26 protein-coding genes and 1 pseudogene are annotated in these 23,818 nt (G+C 58.9%); 14 read left to right on the top strand and 13 right to left on the bottom strand.

The features are described from left to right. Position 1: 1 nt before the first annotated feature. Together urtB and urtA are read right to left on the bottom strand one after the other, a co-directional pair. Positions 2-1,636, bottom strand: a complete 1,635-nt coding sequence (gene urtB / locus MRS74_RS05855) for an urea ABC transporter permease subunit UrtB (RefSeq protein WP_438362317.1) — start codon at positions 1,634-1,636, stop codon at positions 2-4. A gap of 72 nt (positions 1,637-1,708) precedes the next feature. Beyond that, complete coding sequence (urtA, locus tag MRS74_RS05850; RefSeq protein WP_254579348.1) at positions 1,709-3,007, bottom strand: urea ABC transporter substrate-binding protein; 1,299 nt, start codon at positions 3,005-3,007, stop codon at positions 1,709-1,711. Positions 3,008-3,693: 686 nt separating this feature from the next. Between urtA and MRS74_RS05845 the strand changes: the two genes are divergently transcribed. The 3 genes from MRS74_RS05845 to MRS74_RS05835 all read left to right on the top strand — a co-directional run bounded on the left by MRS74_RS05845 (position 3,694) and on the right by MRS74_RS05835 (position 5,493). Then, positions 3,694-3,903 (top strand): DUF2788 domain-containing protein, encoded by a 210-nt coding sequence (locus MRS74_RS05845; protein WP_254579347.1) that lies wholly within the window; start codon positions 3,694-3,696, stop codon positions 3,901-3,903. Between the two features lie 91 nt (positions 3,904-3,994). Beyond that, on the top strand, positions 3,995-4,567 hold the full coding sequence (locus tag MRS74_RS05840) for a LemA family protein (RefSeq protein ID WP_254579346.1): 573 nt from the start codon (positions 3,995-3,997) through the stop codon (positions 4,565-4,567). After that, positions 4,567-5,493 carry a hypothetical protein gene (locus MRS74_RS05835; RefSeq protein WP_254579345.1) on the top strand — a complete coding sequence of 309 codons (927 nt, stop codon included), beginning with the start codon at positions 4,567-4,569 and terminating at the stop codon, positions 5,491-5,493. Before MRS74_RS05840 ends, MRS74_RS05835 begins: the two co-directional genes overlap by 1 nt. Before the next feature lie 9 nt (positions 5,494-5,502). On the opposite strand, the gene MRS74_RS05830 is transcribed toward MRS74_RS05835, so the two are convergent. Then, positions 5,503-6,033: a HugZ family pyridoxamine 5'-phosphate oxidase gene (locus MRS74_RS05830; RefSeq protein ID WP_254579344.1), complete on the bottom strand. Its 531-nt coding sequence runs from the start codon at positions 6,031-6,033 to the stop codon at positions 5,503-5,505. A gap of 170 nt (positions 6,034-6,203) precedes the next feature. Here MRS74_RS05830 and MRS74_RS05825 point away from each other — a divergent pair, with 170 nt between their 5' ends. The 3 genes and pseudogenes from MRS74_RS05825 to MRS74_RS05810 all read left to right on the top strand — a co-directional run bounded on the left by MRS74_RS05825 (position 6,204) and on the right by MRS74_RS05810 (position 8,329). Next, complete coding sequence (locus tag MRS74_RS05825; protein ID WP_254579343.1) at positions 6,204-6,620, top strand: hypothetical protein; 417 nt, start codon at positions 6,204-6,206, stop codon at positions 6,618-6,620. Positions 6,621-6,794: 174 nt separating this feature from the next. Beyond that, a pseudogene (locus MRS74_RS24175) lies at positions 6,795-7,255 on the top strand (alternative oxidase). A gap of 48 nt (positions 7,256-7,303) precedes the next feature. Continuing rightward, on the top strand, positions 7,304-8,329 hold the full coding sequence (locus MRS74_RS05810; RefSeq protein WP_254579340.1) for an extracellular catalytic domain type 1 short-chain-length polyhydroxyalkanoate depolymerase: 1,026 nt from the start codon (positions 7,304-7,306) through the stop codon (positions 8,327-8,329). 217 nt (positions 8,330-8,546) lie between these two features. Here the strand turns inward: MRS74_RS05810 and MRS74_RS05805 are convergent, their stop codons facing one another. The 3 genes from MRS74_RS05805 to MRS74_RS05795 all read right to left on the bottom strand — a co-directional run bounded on the left by MRS74_RS05805 (position 8,547) and on the right by MRS74_RS05795 (position 9,861). Beyond that, positions 8,547-8,876: a transposase gene (locus MRS74_RS05805; protein WP_254579339.1), complete on the bottom strand. Its 330-nt coding sequence runs from the start codon at positions 8,874-8,876 to the stop codon at positions 8,547-8,549. Between the two features lie 127 nt (positions 8,877-9,003). After that, on the bottom strand, positions 9,004-9,408 hold the full coding sequence (locus MRS74_RS05800) for a hypothetical protein (RefSeq protein ID WP_254579338.1): 405 nt from the start codon (positions 9,406-9,408) through the stop codon (positions 9,004-9,006). A gap of 249 nt (positions 9,409-9,657) precedes the next feature. Then, positions 9,658-9,861 carry a CsbD family protein gene (locus tag MRS74_RS05795; protein ID WP_254579337.1) on the bottom strand — a complete coding sequence of 68 codons (204 nt, stop codon included), beginning with the start codon at positions 9,859-9,861 and terminating at the stop codon, positions 9,658-9,660. Between the two features lie 454 nt (positions 9,862-10,315). Between MRS74_RS05795 and MRS74_RS05790 the strand changes: the two genes are divergently transcribed. The 3 genes from MRS74_RS05790 (at position 10,316) to kdsA (ending at position 12,236) form a co-directional block, all read left to right on the top strand. After that, positions 10,316-10,468: a DUF3309 family protein gene (locus tag MRS74_RS05790; protein WP_254579336.1), complete on the top strand. Its 153-nt coding sequence runs from the start codon at positions 10,316-10,318 to the stop codon at positions 10,466-10,468. Between the two features lie 365 nt (positions 10,469-10,833). Continuing rightward, positions 10,834-11,250 (top strand): hypothetical protein, encoded by a 417-nt coding sequence (locus MRS74_RS05785; protein WP_254579335.1) that lies wholly within the window; start codon positions 10,834-10,836, stop codon positions 11,248-11,250. 137 nt (positions 11,251-11,387) lie between these two features. Continuing rightward, positions 11,388-12,236, top strand: a complete 849-nt coding sequence (kdsA, locus tag MRS74_RS05780; RefSeq protein WP_254579334.1) for a 3-deoxy-8-phosphooctulonate synthase — start codon at positions 11,388-11,390, stop codon at positions 12,234-12,236. Positions 12,237-12,315: 79 nt separating this feature from the next. On the opposite strand, the gene MRS74_RS05775 is transcribed toward kdsA, so the two are convergent. Further along, a complete protein-coding gene (locus MRS74_RS05775; RefSeq protein WP_254579333.1) occupies positions 12,316-12,867 on the bottom strand; it encodes a hypothetical protein in 552 nt (183 codons plus the stop codon). A gap of 584 nt (positions 12,868-13,451) precedes the next feature. Between MRS74_RS05775 and MRS74_RS05770 the strand changes: the two genes are divergently transcribed. Continuing rightward, a complete protein-coding gene (locus tag MRS74_RS05770) occupies positions 13,452-15,317 on the top strand; it encodes an SUMF1/EgtB/PvdO family nonheme iron enzyme (RefSeq protein ID WP_254579332.1) in 1,866 nt (621 codons plus the stop codon). Between the two features lie 83 nt (positions 15,318-15,400). Then, positions 15,401-16,798 carry a DUF4139 domain-containing protein gene (locus MRS74_RS05765; protein ID WP_254579331.1) on the top strand — a complete coding sequence of 466 codons (1,398 nt, stop codon included), beginning with the start codon at positions 15,401-15,403 and terminating at the stop codon, positions 16,796-16,798. Positions 16,799-16,879: 81 nt separating this feature from the next. On the opposite strand, the gene MRS74_RS05760 is transcribed toward MRS74_RS05765, so the two are convergent. After that, the gene (locus tag MRS74_RS05760) at positions 16,880-17,329 is read right to left on the bottom strand and encodes a tetratricopeptide repeat protein (protein ID WP_254579330.1); all 450 of its coding nucleotides are present in this window, start codon (positions 17,327-17,329) and stop codon (positions 16,880-16,882) included. Between the two features lie 147 nt (positions 17,330-17,476). On the opposite strand from MRS74_RS05760, the gene cysK reads away from it, so the two are divergent. Continuing rightward, complete coding sequence (gene cysK, locus MRS74_RS05755) at positions 17,477-18,445, top strand: cysteine synthase A (protein ID WP_254579329.1); 969 nt, start codon at positions 17,477-17,479, stop codon at positions 18,443-18,445. Positions 18,446-18,522: 77 nt separating this feature from the next. Here cysK and MRS74_RS05750 read toward each other — a convergent pair whose 3' ends face one another. The 3 genes from MRS74_RS05750 to trpS form a co-directional block, all read right to left on the bottom strand. After that, positions 18,523-18,720: a hypothetical protein gene (locus MRS74_RS05750; RefSeq protein ID WP_254579328.1), complete on the bottom strand. Its 198-nt coding sequence runs from the start codon at positions 18,718-18,720 to the stop codon at positions 18,523-18,525. 144 nt (positions 18,721-18,864) lie between these two features. Then, positions 18,865-19,716, bottom strand: coding sequence for a sulfurtransferase (locus MRS74_RS05745; RefSeq protein ID WP_254579327.1), 852 nt, complete (start codon positions 19,714-19,716; stop codon positions 18,865-18,867). A 33-nt stretch (positions 19,717-19,749) separates the two neighbouring features. Continuing rightward, positions 19,750-21,033 carry a tryptophan--tRNA ligase gene (gene trpS / locus MRS74_RS05740; RefSeq protein WP_254579326.1) on the bottom strand — a complete coding sequence of 428 codons (1,284 nt, stop codon included), beginning with the start codon at positions 21,031-21,033 and terminating at the stop codon, positions 19,750-19,752. A 243-nt stretch (positions 21,034-21,276) separates the two neighbouring features. On the opposite strand from trpS, the gene MRS74_RS05735 reads away from it, so the two are divergent. Beyond that, a complete protein-coding gene (locus MRS74_RS05735) occupies positions 21,277-21,510 on the top strand; it encodes a DUF2789 domain-containing protein (protein WP_254579325.1) in 234 nt (77 codons plus the stop codon). A gap of 44 nt (positions 21,511-21,554) precedes the next feature. Here MRS74_RS05735 and MRS74_RS05730 read toward each other — a convergent pair whose 3' ends face one another. Both MRS74_RS05730 and MRS74_RS05725 read right to left on the bottom strand, forming a co-directional pair. Further along, the gene (locus MRS74_RS05730) at positions 21,555-21,878 is read right to left on the bottom strand and encodes an AzlD domain-containing protein (RefSeq protein ID WP_254579324.1); all 324 of its coding nucleotides are present in this window, start codon (positions 21,876-21,878) and stop codon (positions 21,555-21,557) included. Continuing rightward, positions 21,875-22,660, bottom strand: a complete 786-nt coding sequence (locus tag MRS74_RS05725) for an AzlC family ABC transporter permease (RefSeq protein WP_254579323.1) — start codon at positions 22,658-22,660, stop codon at positions 21,875-21,877. Before MRS74_RS05725 ends, MRS74_RS05730 begins: the two co-directional genes overlap by 4 nt. Before the next feature lie 356 nt (positions 22,661-23,016). On the opposite strand from MRS74_RS05725, the gene yaaA reads away from it, so the two are divergent. Next, positions 23,017-23,790: a peroxide stress protein YaaA gene (yaaA, locus tag MRS74_RS05720; protein ID WP_254579322.1), complete on the top strand. Its 774-nt coding sequence runs from the start codon at positions 23,017-23,019 to the stop codon at positions 23,788-23,790. Positions 23,791-23,818: the final 28 nt, after the last annotated feature.

Genomic DNA, 23,818 nt, shown 5'->3' with positions numbered 1-23,818 from the left:
ATCAGCCCTCCGCGGCACGGCCACGCTGTGGAAAGAGCCCGCGCGGTCGTTTTTGTATAAACAGAATGATAAACACCAGCACCAGGATCTTCGCCAGCACGGCCCCGGCCCAGGGTTCCAGTACCTTGTTGGCGATACCCAGACTAAGGCCCGCCACCAGGGTGCCCCAGAGATTGCCGACACCGCCGAATACCACCACCATGAACGAATCGATGATATAGGCCTGGCCGAGGTTGGGTCCCACGTTGGTCAGCTGCGACAGCGCCACACCGGCCACGCCGGCAACACCCGAGCCAAGGCCAAAGGTCATGGCATCCACCCATTTGGAGCGCACGCCCATGGCCCGGGCCATGGCACGGTTCTGCGACACTGCACGTACCTGCAGACCCAGCGGTGTGCGCTTGAGCACCATCACCAGTGCCACGAACACCAGCAGGCAGAACAGGATGATGTACAGCCGGCTCAGGGTCAGGGACAGCACCGGATTGATCTCGACCATGCCGCTCATCCACTCTGGCGTGGATACGGAACGGTTCAGCGGCGAGAACACCGAGCGCACCGCCTGCTGCAGGATCAGGCTGATACCAAAGGTCGCCAGCAGGGTTTCCAGCGGGCGGCCGTACAGAAATCGAATGACACCGCGCTCGATGGCCACGCCCACCAGGGCCGACACCATAAAGGCCGCCGGAATCGCCACCAGGATGGAGGCCCCCAGATGATTGGGCATCAGCTGCTGCACCACATAGGTGGTGTAGGCCCCCAGCATGATCAGCTCGCCGTGGGCCATGTTGATCACGCCCATAACGCCAAAGGTAATGGCAAGGCCTATACCCGCCAGTACCAGCACCGAGCCCAGGCTGATACCGAAATAGAGGGTTTCAACCATGCCATAGAGGCGAATCTGCTCGTCGATACCGTTAAGCGCCAGCTGCGCCTTCTGTTTGACCACCGGGCTGACGTCGGACTCGGCCACCTGGGTCAGGGCCGTGCGCACCGGCGACTCCAGTGATCCCTCAACGCGCTCAATCGCCTGCAGCCGGGCGACTTCATCACCGTTTCTCAAGTCATTTACCGCCAGCGCGACCTGTATCAGATCACGCACGGCGCTGACCGGCTCCGCACCGATGCGCTTGCGCAGCACGGCCACGGATTCGTCGCTCAACTCGCCGAGCAACTTGCGTACTGCAGCCTCGCGCTGGGCCGGATCCTCGGACTTGAGCCCGATCTCCGCCAGCGCCAGACCGATCTGGCCACGCATCAGATTGTTGAGCGTGACCTTCTTGAATTCGCGGGTTTTCTCGATTGTGATGGCCGATGCATCGAGCAGGTCGACTGCCTGGGCTCCGGTCTCGGCCACAGGGATGTTAAACAGCCGGTTATCATTCTTGCGGTAATAAAGCTCGCCGTCCTGAATCAGCCGCAGGATCTCTTCTGTGCGCGGATGATTGGTTTCAACCAGCAGCGCAACCGCTTTTGCCTTGTCATCGAATTTCTTCACCAGCAAGGTGCTGACGTGCGCCAGTGTCGGATCCTGCTCGGCGGACCTGGCATCCAGCGAGAGCGACAGCAGAAGTGTCACGAGCATCCAGAGTGCAAAAAACGGTAGCAGTCTCACCACAGGCCTGGACATGGGCATGCTGTTCTCCCAACAGTTCAATCAAACGGAGCCCGGCTACTGCCAGGCCCCGTCACGGCACTTCATGTCAAATCAGAAATTCTGACCCGAGCACTTGGCAGTTTTAACGTTGTAGTTGCCGCAGGACAGCGGTGCACGCCAGTCGGAGATGATGTCCTTGGAACCTTCCAGGTAGTCGGACCAGGCATCGCCCGCCACGGTACCTGAGGTCTGCCAGACCACTTCGAACTGACCGTCATCCTGAATTTCACCGATCATTACCGGCTTGGTGATGTGGTGGTTGGGCATCATGGTGGAGTAGCCACCGGTCAGGTTGGGTACTGCAACCCCGATGATGGATTCCTGCACCGCCTTGGCATCCGTGGTGCCGGCCTTCTTCACCGCCTCAACCCACATGTTGAAGCCGATGTAATGGGCTTCCATCGGGTCGTTGGACACACGCTTGTCATCCTTGGTGTAGGCATGCCAGCCGTCGATAAAGCTGTCGTTGGTTTCGCTGTCCACGCTCATGAAATAGTTCCAGGCCGCCAGATGGCCGACCAGCGGCGCGGTATCGATACCGGAAAGCTCTTCCTCGCCCACGGAGAAAGCAACAACCGGGATATCGCCGGCAGCAACGCCCTGGGAGCCCAGCTCCTTGTAGAACGGCACGTTGGCATCACCATTGATGGTGGACACCACGGCGGTCTTCTTGCCTTCGGCGCCGAATTTCTTGATGTCAGAGACGATGGACTGCCAGTCGGAATGACCGAAGGGCGTGTAGTTGATCATGATGTCTTCAGCCGCCACGCCCTTGGCCTTGAGGTAGGCTTCCAGAATCTTGTTGGTGGTGCGTGGGTAAACGTAGTCGGTCCCCGCCAGTACCCAGCGTTCGACGCCCAGGTCGTTCATCAGGTAATCCACCGCAGGAACGGCCTGCTGGTTGGGTGCTGCGCCGGTGTAGAAGACGTTTTTGGAGGACTCTTCACCTTCGTACTGCACCGGGTAGAACATGATGCTGTCGAGCTCTTCCACCACCGGCAGCACGGACTTGCGTGATACCGAGGTCCAGGCACCGAAGATGGCATCCACACCGTTCTTCTCGATCAGCTCACGGGCTTTTTCCGCGAACAGCGGCCAGTTTGACGCGGGATCCACCACCACCGCTTCCAGCTGCTTGCCCAGCAGACCGCCTTTCTTGTTCTGCTCCTCGATCAGCATCAGCATGGTGTCTTTGAGCGTGGTTTCGCTGATTGCCATGGTGCCCGACAGAGAATGCAGGATACCGACCTTGATCGTGTCTTCAGCCGCAACCGCGACATTCATGGACACAGACAGTGCCAGTGCGGACAGAGTCCCGATCACGGCGGATTTGGAAGCCTTGGTTTTCATCTACAGTCACCCCTTGCCATTTAAAGTGTGTCAGTCTGAAACATGCGTCCAGACCTACTGCAAAGGTGGTGCCAGTTTTTAAATAACGCCCGGATACGGGGCCAGGCGGCCCGCAAGTCAGCCAGGGCCTCATCCGTCAAAGTGACATCCTCGTGCCACAATGCGCCCTCAGTGCGCACGGATTTGCGCCGCCGGCAGGCCCCTGCACCACAAAGAAGCAGCCTGCACTGCAGCAGCGCCCCACAACGGGGCCTGCCCCATTCACAGCAAGAGTGCGCCTCTGTAACTGCGACTTGGCACCTTTTGGGGCTCTTTGCCCACACCCTGGTGCGACGCTACCCTGCCCTGTACAAAATCCGGCTCCCATGCATTTTCTGGCACCGTTTCATGCTGTACAATCTGCGACCAAATTCTGGCCCCCGGCAGCCTTTCGAGCTTGGCCGATCGTAGCGAGGGAAAGACCGATTTGAGTCAGTTTTTGAACTCTTTTGAGGCAAATAGTGGTTCTATTTAACACTTGGAACGAAGTGGAAAGAACCGCTTTAGCGGGGTCGCAGGCCGAGGAGCCTGCGACGAGTAAAAAAGAGCTCAGAAAATGACCCCTCTTTACCGGAGAGAATCGGCTTTTCCGCGGTAGATCAGTGTTAAGCCCGACAGGCTGCTAAGTTAAATCAAGGAGCAAAAAAGTGCGTCTGGCGGAAATGGAGTCTCTTGCACTGAACATTGGTCTGGTTCTGTTCGCGGCCTTTGTATTTTTCATCATTTATGACCTGGCGAAGAAGTCCAACGCCGGCAAATTTGGCACCTTCATACTGTTTGGCGCCCTCGGACTTGGGCTGGCAGCCTTTCTCGTCAAGACGCTGGTCGTCGAGATGATGGGAGGCGGGCAGATCTGAGCCCCGCCATCCGCATGCACAGCCGCCGCGGCGTCCAATCCGGTAAACGGGTGCGCTATAGTGTTCTGGTCATCAAGCAAGGAAGATGTTCATGGATCCGATCACCCTGATTCTGCTGGCCGCCGCCGTGCTGCTGGTGCTGTACGGCATCTCGCTGTACAACAATCTGGTTCGCCTCAAACACAATGTTTCCAAGGCCTGGGCCAATATCGATGTGTTGCTCAAGCAGCGCCATGACGAGCTGCCCAAGCTGGTAGAAACCTGCAAGCAATACATGGGCTATGAACAGCAGACGCTGGAAGCCGTGATGCAGGCACGCAACGCCGTGGCCCAGGCGCGGGAAGCGCAGGATATAAAAGCTGTTGGCAAGGCCGAAACCCAGATGCGCTTCGGCCTTGGCAATCTGTTTGCCGTGGCCGAAGCCTACCCCGACCTCAAGGCCAGCGAGTCTTTCCAGCACTTGCAGGGTCGCATCACCGGACTTGAAAGCGGCATTGCCGACAGACGCGAGTTCTACAACGAATCGGTGAACCTCAATAACATTCGCATCGAGCAGTTCCCCGACAACCTGATTGCCGGCAAATTCGGCTTCAGAGCAGCGGAGCTGCTGGAATTCGAAGACGAGCAGAAGGCTGACGTGAATATCAAGGCACTGTTCGGCTGATGCTGCTGGATGTCACCGCGCTGGAACTGCACGAAGTCGTGATCGCCTTAGGTGTCAGTTGCGGGGTGATTCTGGCTGGCTTCTGGTTTGGCTTTCGCTTCCTTAAACGCTATCGCCTGATTGCAGACACACCCACCGCACGGGTGCAGTCAGCGCATCAGGGCTATGTCGAGCTGCAAGGCCAGGCCCTGTCAAGCCCCAGCGGTCTGCTCCGTTCCCCGCTCACCGGGCGCGAATGCGTCTGGTATCACTACAAGGTGGAAAGGGAAAAAGGCAGCGGCAAAAACCGCCGCTGGGTGTGCGAGCGCGAGGGCACCTCGGACGAGTGGTTCCAGCTGGATGATCGCAGCGGCATCTGTCAGATAGACCCCGAGGGGAGCGAGGTGAAGGCGCAGGTGCGCAAGCGCTGGTATGGCCACACCCCGAGCCCTGCGGGCGGGCCCGCGCAGCACAATCCCGGCATGCGCTTTAATGTCAGCTTTGGCGGCAGCCGCTACCGCTATCTGGAAGAAGTGATACTGGAATACGAAAGCATCTATGCCCTGGGCCGGTTCCACAGCCTGGGCGGCGGGCGCGACCAGCTGGACCAGACCCGGGAAGTCGGCGAGCTTATTCGCCAGTGGAAGTCAGACTATCAGCAGCTACTGGCGCGCTTTGATGGCAACCGCAACGGTTTGCTGGATGCGGATGAATGGCAGCAGGTGCAAACCCAGGCCCGCAACGACATCATGCAACGCCAGAGGGAACTGCACACATTGCCCACGGTGCATGTACTGATGCGCCCGGACGAATCGGATCAGCCCTACCTGCTCTCCACCTACGACGAAGAGAAGCTCGCCAAACGCTATCGCTGGTTCGCCTATGGCTGTTTTGTGGCCCTGCTTGTCGCCAGCTGGATCGCCGGCGAAATGCTGCAGGCGCTGTGACGCAGCCTCCTAGTCCGCGTCCCCTGCTGAGCGCTGGCGCAACCGGTCGGCATCGATATGGCGCAATTCGCCGCTCTTCACATCCAGTTCATAGGCACGCCCAAATCCCACTATATAAGTACCGCTTTGCGGCGCCAGCGCCAGCAAATGAAAATCCGCCAGGCTTCGCAGTTGCTGAATCAGCGGGCCAAAACGCGCTGCCATGCGCTCCAGAATGGGCTCGTAATCCGACTCATCGCGGTGAATCTCCGTTGCCCGACAGCGCAGCGTCAGGCGCTCGCGGGCAAACAGGTTGGTCGCCTCGGACTCGGGCTGAATCAGCATGACAGAGGCACGGGGCTCGCGCAGCAGATTGCCGGTGTGGGCCGCCAGCGCACTGACAAAGATGCAAAAACGCCCCTGCTCATCGCGCACGAAGGGCGCATAACTGATATCCGGTACGCCATCAGCGGCCGTCGTGGCCAGCGCCAGCGTTGCCCGGGATTCGATCACTGCCTCATAGCCGGCCTGCAACACCGACCGTTCTTTTTTTGAGTCCATCCATCAGTCCAGTATTTTTGAGCGATAAATAAAAAATTCTGTTCAGGTTACTTTCACCCTGGCCGATATACTCTAGGTACAAGGGCGCCACTGGACAAGCATATTAGGGACTACAAGACCCCTTGATGCTGATACAAGGGCCTTGCGTCATCTGATCTGCGGAGGTTGTCATGCGCAACCAGCAACGTTTTATCCGCCACCCCGACGAGATCCCCCTCGAACTTCAGGTTGTCGACCCCCTATGCAATACCGCACAGCTGCCCATGCCACTTGGACTGCTGTGCCGCTCGGCCGCCATGATCGCCACCGGGCAGCAGGTGAACATCAGCACCAGTGAACTGGCCCATGCTCCCGCCATAACAGGCCAGATCGAATGGTGCCGCGCCCACCAGGACCATTTTGAGCTGCATATCCGCTTCGCCAGCGACGAACACGCCCAGCGCATGCGCATGTTCGAGCAGGTCTGCCATATCCGCCGTTACCGCCAGTGGGTGCAGGATCAGCAGGGCCGCTGCCTCAGCGAAGACGAAGCCGCACTGGAATGGATTGCCAAGTACGCTGCACTGTTCCCGTCTGCAGAGACTTGATACCCCGGAGCAAGCAAGGCACAACCTAAAAGCTGGGGATCAAAAATAAGCGCAAGGCCTGCGGCTGGAGTGACCGTTACCTGTTTCATATTCTCGGGTTGATCAAATAGTGTTCATGCGTTTGCCCTGGGCCATCGCGCGGTGGTTCTGGAAACAGTGGCTGCCGTCCCCGGCATGGTGGGCGGTGCACTGCAGCAATTGCGCGCCCTACGCCGCCTGGAAAGCGATCAGGGCTGGATACGCACTTTGATTGACGAAGCCGAGAATGAGCGGATGCACTTGATGACTTTCGTCGAGATTGCCCGCCCTTCGCGCCTGGAGCGACTGCTGATCGTGCTGGTCCAGGGCAGTTTTTATAATTTTTACTTCTCCTCCACATGATCTCGCCCCGGACGGCGCATCGCGTCGTGGGTTACCTCGAAGAAGAAGCCGTTTACAGCTACACCGAATATCTGGCTGACGCGGACAGTGGCATCGATGCCAATATCCCGGTTCCCCAGGATGCAGTCGCTTACTGGCAGTTGCCCTCCAATGCCCGCTTGCGGGAGGTGATCATCGCGGTGCGCGCCGATGAGGCGAAGCACCGCGATGTCAATCATCAGTTTTCCGGTCAATTAGGGAACGCCCGAACCTGATAGCACGGCGTTTGATAGCGTCCAATCGAACAATCCGGAAAATGATCAATGACCAAAAAAACGCGCAAGACCCTGTGGCGCAAGGCACTTCGGCGCACGCTAAAGGTCATGACAAAGAAGGCAGTACGCGCCGGCAGCAAGGCAATCAAGGACTCTTTGCGCACAACACCGAGCACGCCAAGGCGAGCGCCGCTCAAAAAGCAGCTCGCAGCCTCGGCCAACTGGATCGGCGGCATCGCCGTTGGTACAGCTGGGCCACGGCGTTATCGGCTCTACAAACCACCCGGCCTGCGCCGAAACGAAAAACTGCCACTGCTGGTCATGTTGCACGGCTGTGGGCAGGATGCCGAGGCGCTGGCCACAAGCAGCCGCATGAACCAGATCGCGTCCCGCGAGCGATTCTTTGTGCTCTACCCGGAGCAGGATCGTCTGTCGAATATCCAAGGCTGCTGGAACTGGTACGACTCGCGTACAGGCCGGGCGCAAGCCGAAGAAAATTCAATCAATGCCGCCATCGAGCAAATTTGCCTCTCACAGGCAGTTGACCGCAGCAGAATTGCATTGGCCGGCATTTCGGCCGGCGCTGGCATGGCGGTGCTGCTGGCAACTCACCACCCTGAACGGTTTAAAGCCATCGCCATGCATTCCGGTATCGCTCCCGGCGTTGCCCACTCCTCGGCCGGTGCCATCAAGGCCATGTTCGGGCAAAGCGCGACGCCATCTCCGCTACCGCCCATTGCGCCGAATACCCGGCTGCCCGCCCTATTGGTCATTCAGGGTGCGGCAGACACTGTGGTTGCGCCGAGTAACGGCGCGCAAGCCGCCATTCGCTGGGGGGCACGGGTTGCTGCCAAAGCAAGCAAACCGCGCACCGTACAACGCGGTGCCCGCTATGCGGCAACCATCACCGACTATCGAAGCAAAGGCCGAATCATTGCGACGCTTTGCGAAGTCAGCCGTCTTGGCCACGCCTGGAGTGGTGGCGCAACCGGTCATGCCTACAGCGACCCGAAAGGCCCGGACGCCTCACGCATGATCTGGGCTTTTGTGGCCAAGCAGTTTACGCAGGCATAGGCTTGGATCGCTACCTTGATAACCGCGGGTCTGGAACTTGTCCGACTTCGGCTATTGGACGCCTTAGCGCAGTCCGAAAAAAGACAGAACGACGAGGACGATGACTACCAGGCCAACAATGTAGATTATATTGTTCATTTGAGTATCCTTATACGCAGGTTTGAAAGCCGACTCGGATTTGTATTACGCCTGTGGACAGGACGAGATATCCACTCGATCATTTCTTCAGGCTCCGGGCTCGGCCCATTGCTTCGACGCCGCAGCTAGCAGCCGGCAAAGCCGCTTCAGGGAGTAGATCTCCTTCTTCTGGACGACGAACTGATACTTCAGCTCGATTCTTTCGCGAAGAAGGCCGCTGCTTTTTTAGGATTTCCCGCTCCAGCTTCGGTCGACGATTCTCTTCGCGCAGGCGACGCAGCTCGTCCTGCTCCCGCGTCAGATTGCCATTACCCCGGAATGAGTCGTTCTCATCCGCCTGGAATTCCCGGACCCAGCGTCCCAGCATGCTGGCATTGATCCCCAGGTTCCGGGCCGCCTCAGTCCGCATCGCCTTGCTCCGTGACCCGTCGGACCGCGCCCTGTTTGCACTCTTTGGTATATTTATTTCTCGTCGTCATCTACTTCGGTTTCAGAGCTTATCTCTTAACTGAGGTGTCCGGCACCATTAGGCCAGCTCAATTCTCGCCCTTGGCCTCCTCCGTGGCTTCGGTTTCCCACACATTGGAGGAGACATCAACCGAGGTCGATAGCTTGGTTTCTGCATCGAACTTCACTTCGACTTCGTAGCTGGTATCATCTTTTACGACTTCGAGCTCAAGGTTGGTCTCATCGCTATCATTGATCGAGGTCACCTTGTAACCCATTTCTTCCAGCGCCTTGCTGTAGTGGGCCTTGTCCTTACCGACCCCGAGCGCCTGTTCGAGCTTGTCCTTGCTCTCAATCCCCGTTTGCTGCCGTGCATCCGAACTCGCTGCGTACTTCTGTGCTTCGGGCTCTTGCGCCGCATCTGCGGCGATTGCTGCGGTCGACAGGGTCATAGACCCGATCAAGGCCGCCAAGGCAAGTTTGTGTGTTTTCATGGTTGATCTCCTGTTGTAACAATGATGTGACCCAAAACGCCACCATGTTGATATCTGCGCAAACAGTATTCATGCAGCGTCGGCTGGTACCGCATTCTCGGACAGCCTCCTGGCCATCATCAGCGCGGCATGGTCGCCCCGTTCCAGCGCCGCGGCGGGTACTGAGGCTGAGGGAGTGCATCAGCCATTCCGGTATCAGGGATCGACATGATTCCACGTACGCGACCCGATCCCCGTGACAGATCCCGGTTAATCCCTGGTTTGATCCTCAAACCGCTTGATCTGCGCTTCGGCTTCATCTTTCGATACGCCGTAAGCCTCCTGGATCCTGCCCGCCAGCTCGTCACGCCTGCCGGAAATCTTGTCGAGTTGATCGTCGGTGAGCTTGCCCCACTGTACTTTCACCTTGCCCTTAACCTGCTTCCAGTTGCCTTCAACGATATCCCAGTTCATATCGAATGCCTCCTGTTCCGGATCTAAGTGGAGAAGTCGCCAATCGATTTCTCCCTGTCGCGATAAAAGCTTAAGCACAATCCCGATCGCCGTCGGTGCGGCGGCGCACTTAGAGACACCTTGATGTCGCCACCGGGACAGGCGCCCGCCAATGCGCTCTCCTCACTGAGCCCCGCCCGCGGCACTTTGTGCGCAGGCGTACAGACTAGAGCCCACTTTTGGAGCAATTTTGAATAAGAGCGAGACGACGTCCAGCGGACCCAAGCATGGATGGCATAGACGCCAAACCGTCGGGACCGCCAGGAAAAGTCCTGTCCACTAATACTGGGCAGGCACCAGTGTCCGCGGGAGCCGTTGCGCAAACGTGCTCCGGCATAACAGCAAGCCCCCCGAGCGGCCCCGTGCCGAATCGAACCGGATTATTATCTGGGCTTACATTTGGAGATATAACGCCATGGGAACCATTCTGCTGATAATTCTGATTCTATTGCTGTTCGGCGCCATTCCAATGTGGCCCCATAGCCGTTCATGGGGATATGGTCCGAGCGGGGGGATTGGCCTGCTGCTGGTGATCGTGCTGGTTTTGTTCCTGTTGGGCAAACTGTAGTAAAGGATCATCCGCCGATCATTGAATCACTACAGAAATGTCAGAACGGTCTTCACTCTGGGGCAGACGCATGAACGTTTTTATGACCAATTTTCTCGCACGAATTGCTTTAAAAATAAGTGAAAAACAGCCATGCCTACGTAATGCCGACAGCAACTCAGGTAAATCTCACTATAGGGATAATCAATATTTATCCAAATGGCGAGCTGTCTACCCATAAAAATAGTCGCATTCGCTGTACAAATTATGTTCATGCGTCTGCCCTGCTCTAAGTACAAGGGCGCCACTGGACAAGCACATAGGGACTACAAGACCCCTTGATGCTGATACAAGGGCCTTGCGTCATCTGATCTGCGGAGGTTGTCATGCGCAACCAGCAACGTTTTATCCGCCACCCCGACGAGATCCCCCTCGAACTTCAGGTTGTCGACCCCCTATGCAACACCGTACAGCTGCCCATGCCACTTGGACTGCTGTGCCGCTCGGCCGCCATGATCGCCACCGGGCAGCAGGTGAACATCAGCACCAGTGAACTGGCCCATGCTCCCGCCATTACAGGCCAGATCGAATGGTGCCACGCCCACCAGGACCATTTTGAGCTGCATATCTGCTTCGCCAGCGACGAACACGCCCAGCGCATGCGCATGTTCGAGCAGGTCTGCCATATCCGCCGTTACCGCCAGTGGGTGCAGGATCAGCAGGGCCGCAGCCTCAGCGAAGACGAAGCCGCACTGGAATGGATTGCCAAATATGCCGCCCTTTTCCCATCGAATAACTTATAATCGGGCCTTTCAGGCAAGCTGATCAAACCCGGATCCGTGGCCTTGCAGGCACTGCGTCTTATGAGCTGTGCCTCGAAAGGTTACGGTTACAGGGATCAGTAACGTCTTCCAAAGAACTCCGGTTACGGTAGGAAAAAATGCAGCAAAAAGTCATTCGCGTCGGTGAAATCGAGATCGCCAACGACAAGCCCATGGTGCTGTTTGGCGGCATGAATGTGCTGGAATCCCGCGATCTGGCAATGAAAATCGCCGAGCACTACGTCGAAGTCACTACCAAGCTCGGCATTCCCTATGTATTCAAGGCGTCCTTCGACAAGGCCAACCGCTCGTCCCTGGGTTCGTTCCGCGGCCCGGGCCTGGATGAAGGCCTGAAAATCCTGCAGGAAGTAAAAACCACCTTCAATGTTCCGCTGATTACCGACATCCATGAACCCGATCAGGCGGCCCCTGCGGCAGAAGTCTGCGACATTATCCAGTTACCGGCATTCCTGTCGCGCCAGACGGATCTTGTCAGTGCCATGGCCAAAACAAAGGCCGCTATCAATATCAAGAAGGCGCAGTTTCTGGCCCCCCACGAAATGAAGCACATTCTGCACAAGTGTGAAGAAGCCGGTAATGACCAGCTGATTCTGTGCGAGCGTGGCAGCAGCTTTGGCTACAACAACCTGGTGGTCGACATGCTTGGCTTTACCATCATGAAGGAGTTCGGCTATCCGGTGATGTTCGATGCCACCCACGCGCTACAGATGCCTGGTGGCCGCTCCGATTCCGCCGATGGACGCCGCGCCATGGTCGCCCAGCTGTCCCGCGCCGGCCTTTCCCAGGGTATCGCCGGGCTCTTCCTTGAATCCCACCCCGATCCGGAAAAGGCAAAGTGCGATGGCCCCTGTGCCCTGCCCCTGGCCAAACTCGAGCCCTACCTGGCGCAGATGAAAGCCGTGGACGAGCTGGTCAAAAGCTTCGCGGTACTGGACACCTCTGCCTGAGTCACCTGCGCGGAATGAGAACCGGAACGAACACAAAAAGCGCCCCGCAGGGCGCTTTTTGTGTTTTATGGCTCAAAACCTAAAGATCGCGCTGCAGTATATCCTGCAAGGTCGCACTCAACAGATAAGGACTCGGTGCCGTGGTAGCGCTTGGCGCCCGCCGACACATTTCCAGTGTCGGCAGATAGCCATCCAGTTTGCGCCTGACCGCTGTCGGCAGTTCGTCCTGCGGCAGAACGTTAATAACTGAGCTTGCAACATCCACCACGCCATAGGTCGTGCTGCCTCCCGGAAAAACGGCGTAGATAACACCACTATCGGTCAGCTGCTTGGCAAAATGGCGTTTATTGAGAACCACAATGTTGTAATTGTCACAGCCATAGAGCGCAGTCCCCGCCGCCGTAGGCTCCTGTTCGTCGGTTGGATCAAGCAGCGCATCCTGCAACAGCCGTTGTTGCAGAGCCTCCGTTTGCGCCTCAGTCTCGGCCAACGCCCGGGCGTACTTCTGTTCCAGCGCGCTGACCGCCGAGGACGGACCGTAAATGCCGACCAGGCTATCGGGCACATTAAAATAGAACAGACCGGAGAAAAACAGCACAATGGGGATACAGGCCATGTATAACTTAGGCATAGCCCCCCCTTTGCCAGAGGTTCAGACTAGGCGCAGGTAGAGAATTCCCAGGGGGCCGCTGCGGCACACAGAGTGCATGGCGATTTAACGCCTTCGATGAACTCCATATGGGCCGCCGTGTATTTAAACCCGACACCGACACACACAAACAGCGCGCCGGAAAGATACCGAAGCAGTTGTGATTCATAACGCTACATCCCTGTAACCCCGGCGGGCACCCGCAATTGCAGGGCTTGGAAACCGGATCGAATACACGTCGGCACCTCAGTGTGCCGCTCTCACAACAAGGCTTCCTGCCAGCACGAAGCCTTGCCTGTAGTATAGGTTGGAAAATAGCACAGCTGTCGCCTGGCCGGCATAGGCACAATGCCTAAAAACAAGTGTCGGCCACCCGACTGCGGGCTATTGAATTCGAGCACCCAACCTGGGCTATTATGCGGGGCTGACACTTGACATGAAACGCAGAACATAATGACAAAACGGAGGCACTTCTGGACAGATCCAACCCACTGCTGGCGCCAGGCCTGACGCTGGGCCCCGACCACCACCGCTTTCAGCTCAGCGCACGCCTTGACGCCCACCCATTGGGGGAGCTTTGGCAGGCCAGGGATCTGAGCACCCGTCCGGAAACCCCCGTCACCCTGCTACTGATAGAACCGGCACTGCTGGGCAACAGCACCTTTGTGAATGCCTTCAAGAAGCAGATGCTGCTGAGCAAGGCACTGAAACATCCCCATGTACTTGCGAGCTATGGCTACTTTCTGGATAAAAACGGCCAACTGTTCAGCGCCCATGAGGCCGTCGATGGCCTCACCCTGGCCCAGCTGTTCGCCCGTGGTCAGGCGCGCAAGCTCGCGCAGACCAAACAGCGGGCGCTGCTCGGCCAGCTGGCGCAGGCCCTGGACGCAGGGCACCAGATACTGCGGCAACCCCACGGTGCCCTGAGCCCGGCCCAGGTTTTTATCAATCGCCAGGGTGGCGTGAAGCTGTTCGGCTTCGCCAGCCAGGAAGCGCTGCAGGCCGCCGGAAACCCGGACGACAGGGCTACGCGCTACCAAGCCCCTGAAACCGATATCCCAAGCCGGCTCAGCATCCAGTCGGACCTGTATTCTCTCGCCCTGATCAGCCTGCAGCTGCTCAGCGGCAATCTTCCGACACTGGCTCCGGGAGAGTTTCTTAACGTCGAAGCCCAGGCCCGGCCCGGAAAAGTTACTGCAGCCCAGTGGGCATTACTCCAGCAGGCACTGGCAACCGAGCCTGGCGAGCGCCCCAAGGGCGCTACCCGCTGGGTACAGCAGTTGTTCAATCCGCCAGAGCAGCCTTCGGCGGCCCAGCTACCGGACAGCGCCAATGCCCCCCGGCAAAGCGCCGAGACCACAGCTGAAAGCAGCCGTTTTGAAACCCTCCGCCAGCGCCTGAGCGGCTGCTTTACTCCAAGTCGCATAACCGGCGGCGCGCTCTTTACGGGCGGACTGGTGCTTGGCGTCTGGCTCGGGCTCTGGCTGAGCCAACCCTCCGTTAATCCGCTGCAACAGCAGTTGCAGCGCCTGGCCGAACAGAATGCCGAGCTGTCTACGGCGCTTGAGGCCTTGAAGAATCATTCAGCCGTCAGCCCTCAGACTGCTTCGAACGACAACACTGTGCAGCAAGCAGACAAGCCCGCAGGCGATCGCTTTCGCGGCGATCGCACAACCCCGGGTGGTTTCTTCTTCGATGCGCTCGAACAGGGTGACTATGGGCCTGAAATGGTGCATTTGCCCCGCGGCACCTTTCTGATGGGCTCAGAGTCACGCGAGAGTGATGACAATGAAAAGCCTGTACACGAAGTCACCATCAGCCATGGGGTGGCGCTGGCCCGCCACGAAGTCACTTTTGCAGACTACGACCGCTTTGCCATCGCCACCGGACGGGCCCTGCCCGATGACAATGGCTGGGGCCGGGGCCGCCAGCCGGTGATCAATATCAGCTGGTCCGATGCCAGTGCCTATGCTCAGTGGCTCGCCCGCGAAACCGGGCAGCCCTATCGCCTGCCCAGCGAAGCCGAATGGGAATACGCGGCCCGTGCCGGGACTCAGGGTTCGTATTGGTGGGGAGATGAACTTGGCCGCGGATTTGCGGTCTGTGACGAGTGCGGCAGCGAATGGGATGGCAAGCAAGCAGCACCGGTCGGCAGCCTGGATGCAAATCCCTGGGGGCTGTTTGATCTCAACGGTAATGTCGATGAATGGGTGCAGGACTGTTATGCAGACAACCATGGGGGGGCGCCCGACAATGGCTCTGCGCGCCAGCAAAGTGGCTGCGAGTACCGCGTTATGCGCGGTGGCTCCTGGTTCGATATAGGTCGCCTGGTGCGATCGTCCAGCCGGTACCGCAACCCGCCAGCTGGACTGGGATCCAGCTGGGGATTTCGGGTTGCCGTCGACCTGCCTGACCTGCCGTCGCAACAATAACCCGCAATGACGATTGCAAAGACACTAAGGGACTGGCTGGCGGGAGATCCCCGCCCCGACCCCGAAAACATGGAGCATGTTTGATGAAAGCCCGCCATAGCGCCCCTGTCGCTCTGCTGATGATCCTGAGCGCTCAGCTGTACGCTGCAACACCCGCGCCGCTGAGCATTGATGCCAGCGCCCAGAAAGGCGTGACCCTGACGGTATATACCCAGAACCTCGGGCTGGTACGGGACAGTCGAGCCCTGCCGGCTCTGGCGCCTGGCCAGGCGGTCATCATTCAGGATGTCAGCCGGCAAATGCAGACCGAAACCCTGTCCATCAAGGGCGCAGGCCAGATCCTGGAGCAGAATCTCAACACCAATCTGCTGTCCCACCAATCCCTGCTGCAATATTACCTGGGCCAGCAGCTGCAGCTGGCCAGACGCAACCCCGCCAGTGGCGACGAAAGCATCACTCCCGTTACCCTGCTGAGCATCGAGGGAGATCGCGCCCTGGTGCGGCGAGACAGCCAGATTGAAAGCATCCCGCTGAACACCGACTGGCGCTTTATCTTCCCCTCACTGCCGGCACACCTGAGCAGCAAACCCAGCCTTGAGTTTCGCACCCAGGGCACCGACAGTCCCGCCGAGGGCACATTCAGCTACCTGACCGGCGGCCTGAGCTGGCAAATGGACTATGTCATGACCCTCAATAAAGGCGGCAGCCAGATGTCGCTTGAAGGTCTTGCAACACTGCACAACTCCAGCGGGGTCGACTTTGAAAATGCCCACTTCCAGCTGATGGCTGGCACCCTGAATCAGCCCGCTCCGGAGTCATACCGCAAAGCCAATGTCGCCATGGCCTCCATGGCCGCCGATAGCGGGGCAGCACCGGCTGCCTTTGAGGACTATCAGCTCTACACCCTGCCCAACAGCACCAGCCTGCTGGATCAGCAGCAAAAACAGCTGCCGCTGGTCAGCACTGCCGCACTGCCGGTCAAACGGGAATACCGCCACGAATTTCTGGCTATGCAGCACCCGGACAACCAGCGCCACCGCTCAGCACCGCAAACCTGGCTCAGCTTCCAGAATGGAGACGCGACGCCGCTGCCGGGCGGCGCCGTGCGCACCTTTGCCCCGGATGAGGACGGCCGGCTGCAGTTTATCGGCGGCAGCCAGATCAATCATACCGCCACCGGTCAGACGGTGGAGCTGATGCTCGGCGAAGCCTTTGACCTGAGCGTGGAGCGCCAGCAAACGCTGCTCAACAAGGACTACGACAGCTACGTGGCCGAGTACGAAGTGCTGGTGCGCAACAGCGGCAGCGACGCCAAACAGCTGGATCTGGCGGTCAACTTTACCCAGCCCTGGACACTGGAACACGCCAGCCAGCCCATGGACGAGAGTCTTGGAGGTCGGGCGCACTGGACGCTGGATATTCCCGCCAAGGACAAAACCATGCTGCGGTTTCGCGTCAAGCTGAAGAACCCAACGCCCTGATTCAGGTACAAAAGCCAGGTGCAGGGAGCAAGGAGCAAGGAGCAAGGAGCAAGATGACATCAACCGCCGCCGCTGCGCCAATCACAGGCCCAGTTCCCAGCGTTCTGCCGCCTGAGGATCGGCGCTCTGCCCCAGTTCGCCGCCGCGGTAAACGTCCGCCAGGCGGCGCGTGGCCAGCGGGTGCTGCTGCTCGGCGGCGCGGCTATAGTAATGCAGCGCCAGGGCCTCATCGACGGGGAACTGGTGCTCGAAGCCCTGCTCGAAAATGCGTCCCATCTGATAGCAGGCCTTGCTATCCCCCTTGTCGGCGGCCCGCTGCAGATAGATCGCGCCCTGGATACGATTGGCAATGCCGTCGCCCCGAAAGTGCAGCAGATGACCATAGACCGACAGCGCCCGGCGATGGCCGTTATCCGCCGCCAGCCGGAACAGCTTCATGGCCAGCAGATGCCGACGGCGTGACGCCTTCAGCCAACGCATTCTGAAAAGCCCGTAGGCCAGCCAGAACACCACAGGTGACAGGATTTTCATCAACAAGCGCATCCTTTACCTCCTCTATCATCATTGAAGCTGAAGGCAATCCTGCCTTGTTCAAACCCCCGGAGCCTTTCACAAAGCGTCGGGGTTCGCTATAACTGTGCAACGGATTTTACCACCGCTCACAACGCAAGGATCACCATGAAGATATACGAGGACAACTCTTTATCCATTGGCAATACACCGCTGGTACAACTCAAACAGCTGGCACCCAACGCCCGACTGTACGCCAAGATCGAATCGCGCAACCCGGCCGGCTCCGTCAAGTGCCGCATTGGCGCCAGCATGGTGTGGGCCGCGGAGAAATCCGGCCAGCTTAAGCCCGGCATGACCCTGGTTGAGCCCACCAGCGGCAACACCGGTATCGCCCTGGCTTATGTTGCTGCGGCACGGGGCTACAAGCTGGTGCTGACCATGCCCTCCTCCATGAGCATCGAGCGCCGCAAGCTGATGAAAGCCCTGGGCGCCGAGATCGTATTGACGGAACCGGCCAAAGGCATGAAAGGCGCTATCGCCAAGGCCACCGAACTGGTGGACAGCAACCCTTCGACCCACCTGATGCTGCAGCAGTTTGAAAACCCGGCCAATCCGCACATTCATGAAACGACCACAGGCCCCGAAATCTGGCAGGATACCGACGGTCTGGTGGATGTACTGGTGGCGGGCGTGGGTACCGGCGGCACCATCACCGGTGTATCGCGCTACATCAAGCAGACCCAGGGCAAGGCCATAACCAGCGTGGCTGTGGAGCCGGTGGACTCGCCCATTATCAGCCAGACTCTGGCGGGTGACGAACTCAAGCCTTCACCGCACAAGATCCAGGGCATTGGCGCAGGCTTCGTACCGGCCAACCTCGACCTGGCACTGGTCGACCGGGTCGAACAGGTCAGCAATGAAGATGCCATCACCACCGCCCGAGCGCTGATGGAAAAAGAAGGTATTCTGGCGGGCATTTCCTGTGGCGCTGCGGTCTGTGCGGCACTGCGCATTGCCGATGAACCGGCCTTCGCAGGCCAGCATATAGTCGTAATTCTGCCTGACTCGGGCGAGCGCTACCTGTCGACCGCGCTGTTTGAAGGCATGTTCAGCGACAACGAGCTGGTGCAATAAACGAAAACGCCAGGGCAAGTGCCCTGGCGCTGCTGCAGCGGGCATTGCGCCCGTCTGCCTCGGTTTTAACAATCACATCAATGAATCAGGCTGCGTATCTTGTCGCAGCTGGGGAAGCTGGCCAAATGATCCGCATGCACCTTGCGGGTGCTGACACGGATCACCGTATACCAGCTCGCCTTGCGGGCGTGCCCCCTGTAATGACCATCAACTTCAAAACTTTCACCGTCCACATCCAGCACGGCGATCTTTCTGATCTGCTCTTTAATCTGCATTCGCCACTCTCCCGTTCTTATTGTCCTAACTGTTAAGTTTAGACTAATGCGATTTAAGCCTAGCGGCGGCAGATGACAACCCTGTGCCGATTTGCCAACAGCGTCATGACAGTAACAGCGTTGAATGCAGGCGAAGGAAACGCCTCAGGCGGGCCCGGTGGCCACAGGACGCAACGGATCCTGAATCCATTCGCTCCAGGAGCCGGGATAGAGCCCGGAACCATCAAGACAAGCAATCTGCATGGACAGCAGGTTATGGCAGGCCGTTACCCCGGAGCCACACATGTGGACGACCTGACGGGCATTGCGGCCGCCCAGCAACGCCAACCACTCCTGCCTCAGTACCTGCGGGTTTTTGAAGCGCCCCTGCGCCAGATTATCGGTCAGCGGACGGTTAAGGGCCCCCGGCACATGGCCGGCCACCGGATCGATGGGCTCCTGCTCGCCGCGAAAGCGCTCGGCACTGCGCGCATCGACCAGCACAAAGTTTTCTTCGCGCAGATTATCCAGCACCTCAGCGCTACTGACCATCGCCGCGCCGGACCAGGTTCCCTGCCAGCTAGACGCTACGAGCTCGGGCACGCCGGTATCCAGCACACCCCCACGGTCAAGCCAGGCCGCTATACCGCCATCCAGCACGGCCACCGACGCCAGACCCAGCATGCGCAGCAGCCACCAGGCGCGGGCCGCCATGGCACCGCCGCAATCGTCGTACACAACCACCTGCACCCCGGGTGCGGCACCACAGGCGCGAAGACGCGCCATCAGCTGATCCATGTCCGGCAGCGGATGCCGACCGGTGCCGGGACCTATGGCGCAGGCCAGATCCTTATCCAGGTCCAGGTAGTAGGCACCAGCAAGATGACCCTCGCCATAGACTCGCCGGCCGTAGCCCTTGTCCGCGAGACTGAAACGGCAATCCAGCAGACAGCAGTCCTGACCCGGCTGCGTCAGGAACTGCGCCAACTGCTGCGGGCTGATAATGGTGCTGTACATGATGGCATCCTCCGGCAGGCGTCATGCCGCAAATCAGGCGTTGAGAAAATCCGCCAGCTCTTCGTTGAGCACGTCCAGTTCATTCTGGGCTTTCTGTCTGGCCTTTTTCTTGAGCCCATCCACTTCGGCGGTTTTCTGCGCGATGATATCCGCGGCGGTAGCGGCCTTGTCGTCGGCGCCAGTGACCTGATCGAGCAATGGCTTGAGCTGCATAAGAATAGCCCGGCGACGGCCTTCGTCCACCCGCGCCAGCTCTTCAGCCGACTTTTCCTTCTTTTTGGCTTCATTCGCAGCCACCGGCGCCTGGTAGGTCAGTGGGCGAATACCGGCGGCGATACGTACCTGCTCCAGCAAAGGCGCGGCCTTGGCGCGGGCTTTCTCGGCGCCCTTTTGCAGTTCCTGCTCGACATGACCCAGATCCTGCATCAGCTCATTGTAACGGCTGCGCGGACCACTGAGCTTGGCATCAAGGAACTCGAACAGCTGCTTCTTGGCTTCGCCCCAGGCAATCCCTTCCAGGAACTGACGCCGCATGGCGTCGGCCTCAGCCCTGTCGGCAAAGCAGTTGTAGAGCTGAAACAGTGTGCTGCCATCCGGATCCTTGGGCTCGCCGGGCGCACGCAGGTCGGTGGTTATCAGGTTGATCAGCTTGCGCAGTTCATCCGTGGAGCTGAACAGCGGAATGGTATTGTCGTAGCTCTTGGACATCTTGCGCCCGTCGAGCCCCGGTATCAGCTGAGTCTGTTCATCCACCTGGGCTTCAGGCAGGTTAAACAGCGGCTGATAGTTATGGTTGAAACGCCCGGCGATGTCCCGCGCCATTTCGATATGCTGGATCTGATCCTTGCCCACTGGAATGATGTCGGCATTGAACATCAGAATATCGGCGGCCATCAGGATTGGATAGCTGAACAGCCCCATGGTGACGCCATCGTCCAGGTCCGCATTGCCCGCGTCCCGATTGGCATCGGTGGAAGCCTTGTAGGCATGGGCCCGGTTCATCAGACCCTTGGAGGTCATGCAGGTCAGGATCCAGGTCAGCTCGGTAATCTCGGGGATATCCGTCTGGCGATAGTAGGTCGCCGCATCGGTATCCAGCCCCATGGCCAGCCAGGTGGCGGCGATTTCGCGGGTCGAACGCGCCACACGCTCCGGATCATGGCATTTGATCAGGGCATGGAAATCAGCCAGAAAGAAGTAGCTGTCCAGCGCCTTGTTGCGGCTGGCTTCGATAGCCGGCTGGATGGCGCCGAGGTAGTTGCCGATATGTGGCGTGCCGGTCGTGGTGATGCCGGTAAGTACTGTTTTTTGGGTCATGGCTCTGTGATGGACTCTTTACAAGCCTGCAGAAAAGGTTGAGCGCCATGATACACAATTCGGCACGCCGGTGCCCCTGAACAGCCCCGCCGGGACTATGGCTACAACGCTGTTTTGCCGCACTGACCAAGCGCTACCCCCTGCTTTGACTTTCCCCCGCTCCTGAACGAGACTCCAGTGTGCGGGCACAGCGCCAGACGCGTCGCGCCTGCGCACCACCGCAACACATGGCAGGAAATCAGCATGGATACCTCGCAACACAGTATGCACAACCTGTTCGAGCAGCTTGGCCTGCCCAGCAGTGAGCACGATGTCGAGCAGTTTATTCGCATCCACCGGCTGTTCAGCCAGGACATTCGACTCGATCAGGCCACCTTCTGGACGCCGGTACAGGCGGCGTTTCTGCGCGAAGCCATAGAAGATGACTCCGACTGGAGCGAAGTGGTCGACGAGCTCAATACCCGTCTGCGCAACTAGATCAACTCAGGCGCCAGACCCGCCGTTACCGCCAGAGCCTGCCTTCAGCTGAACGACTGTAGCAGCCAGAGCACCGCCATTCCGCTAAGCAGGGTGTAGAGAATGTTTTTCGTCTTCCAGGCCACCAGCGCCGCCGTCAGAGCGGCGAGAGTGCGCGGACTCAAGAGTAACAGTTCAGCATCGGCGCCAGAGTTGACCACCGATGGCAACACCAGCGCGGCCAGTACGCTGGCCGGCACATAGGCCAGGGCCCTGTTCAGTACCGCCGGCAAGCGCAACTGACCGTGAAACTGAATAAAGGACAGCCGCAGGCAAAAGGTACCGAGCCCCACGGCAAGAAACAGCAGCCAGAGTTCCAGTTCACTCATGGTGCTTTGTCCCCAGTGGCATTCTCGCCTGCGGCTTTCTCCTCAGGTGCCGCATCCCCAGGCGCGGGAGACAGGGCCCTGCCAGGCCTGCCTCGCTGCACATGCTCCACCAAGAGACCGGTGCCGATACCGCATACAGACGCCAGCAGCAGACCCAGGTTATAGGCCATGTCCATGGCCAGCACCGCCACCACCCCGCCGACACAGGCAGCCCCCAGGCAGGCCGAGTTCCTGACAGAGGGCACCAGCAGCGCCAGAAAGACCAGCGGAATGGCAAAATCCAGCGACCAGCTGGCCGGAATCTCAGCCCCCAGAAAGACCCCCGCCATCACCGCCAGCTGCCAGGTCAGCCACATGCTGATGCCGGCGCCGGCATAGAAGTAGTGGCCGTACAAGGCCGACTTGCCATCGGTGAATTTTAGGATACTCAGGACATAGGCCTGATCGGACAGCACATAGGACAATGGCCACTTCCAGCGTTTGGGCAAGCGGGCAAAATGCGGCGCCATGGAGGCGCTGTACATGAGAAAGCGCAGATTGATCACCAGTGCCGTGACAATAATGACCAGCGGGAAGGCATCGTTGCGCAGCAGTTGCAGCGCCGCCATCTGGGCGGCACCGGCGAAAAACAGCACCGTCATGCCGATGCTGGTGAGGGGCGACAGTCCCTGTTCAATCGCCGTTACGCCTGTGACCAGCCCAAAGGGGATCACCCCCGGTGCTGCCGGCAACAGCGCCCGAACTCCGGCGTAAAAGGCGTCCTTTCCCGTTGTATATTGCATATCAGGCTCGCAAATAAAGTGCGGCTCACTTTAGCATAAATAGCCCAGAGCGCTGGCAGCCGTGAGACGGCTCTTAACCTGGCGAGCAACTGGACTTCCTGTCCTGGTACATATTCGCCCTTGCCCCTCGCCCTTGCCCCTCGCCCTTGCGAACACGGCAGAATTTTGTCAGATCCCTGGATTTGCAAGAGCTCGCATTGGCCGTTGGCCAATAGTGGCGCATCCCTGCGCCACTGCATTGTTTGCAGCATGAACAGCGTTCTCCGGCACGACCCCGCCTGCGGCCGGCGATGCTTTTTTTGCCGGCCCAACCTGCGTATCATCGGTGTCGAATTGAAGCCAAAGATCCCGTACCCATGCTGACAGTCATCTCCCCCGCCAAGACACTGGATTTCGAAACGCCCCCCGTTACCGAGCAGCACAGCCAGCCGGCCTACCTTGAGCAGTCGCAAATGCTGATCGATGAACTGCGCACGCTGGCGGTGCAGGATGTGGCCCAGCTGATGAAGCTCAGCGACAAGCTTGCCAGCCTCAATGTGGCGCGCTATGCCAGCTGGGAAACACCCTTCAATGTCGACAACGCCAAGCAGGCACTGCTGGCGTTCAAGGGCGATGTTTACACAGGACTGGATGCCCAAAGTCTGTCGACCGGTGACCTCGACTTTGCCCAGTCCAAACTGCGCATACTGTCGGGCCTCTATGGTCTGCTCAGGCCGCTGGATCTGATGCAGCCCTACCGGCTCGAAATGGGCACCAAGCTTGGCAACAGTCGCGGCAAGGATCTGTATGCGTTCTGGGGCCCGCGCCTGACCGAGGCCCTGAATCAGGAGCTGACGCTCAGCCCCACACCGGTACTGGTAAACCTGGCGTCCAATGAATACTTCAGATCCGTGCAGCCCAAAAAACTGGATGCACGCCTGATCACGCCGGTATTCAAGGACTGGAAAAACGGCCAGTACAAGATCATCAGTTTCTACGCCAAGAAGGCCCGCGGCCTGATGGCACGCTACATTATCCAGAACCGCATTCAGGACCCGGAACAGCTGCGCGGCTTCGACCTCGACGGCTACCGCTTCGCTGAATCCATGTCCGAGGCTGATACCTGGGTCTTTATCCGCGATCACGCTTAAAACCTCACAAACAGTACCAGAGGCATCC

It is taken from the genome of Marinobacterium sedimentorum (genome assembly GCF_024267675.1).
Taxonomy (GTDB): domain Bacteria; phylum Pseudomonadota; class Gammaproteobacteria; order Pseudomonadales; family Balneatricaceae; genus Marinobacterium_A; species Marinobacterium_A sedimentorum.
This window is presented reverse-complemented; position numbering and strand designations above follow the sequence as displayed.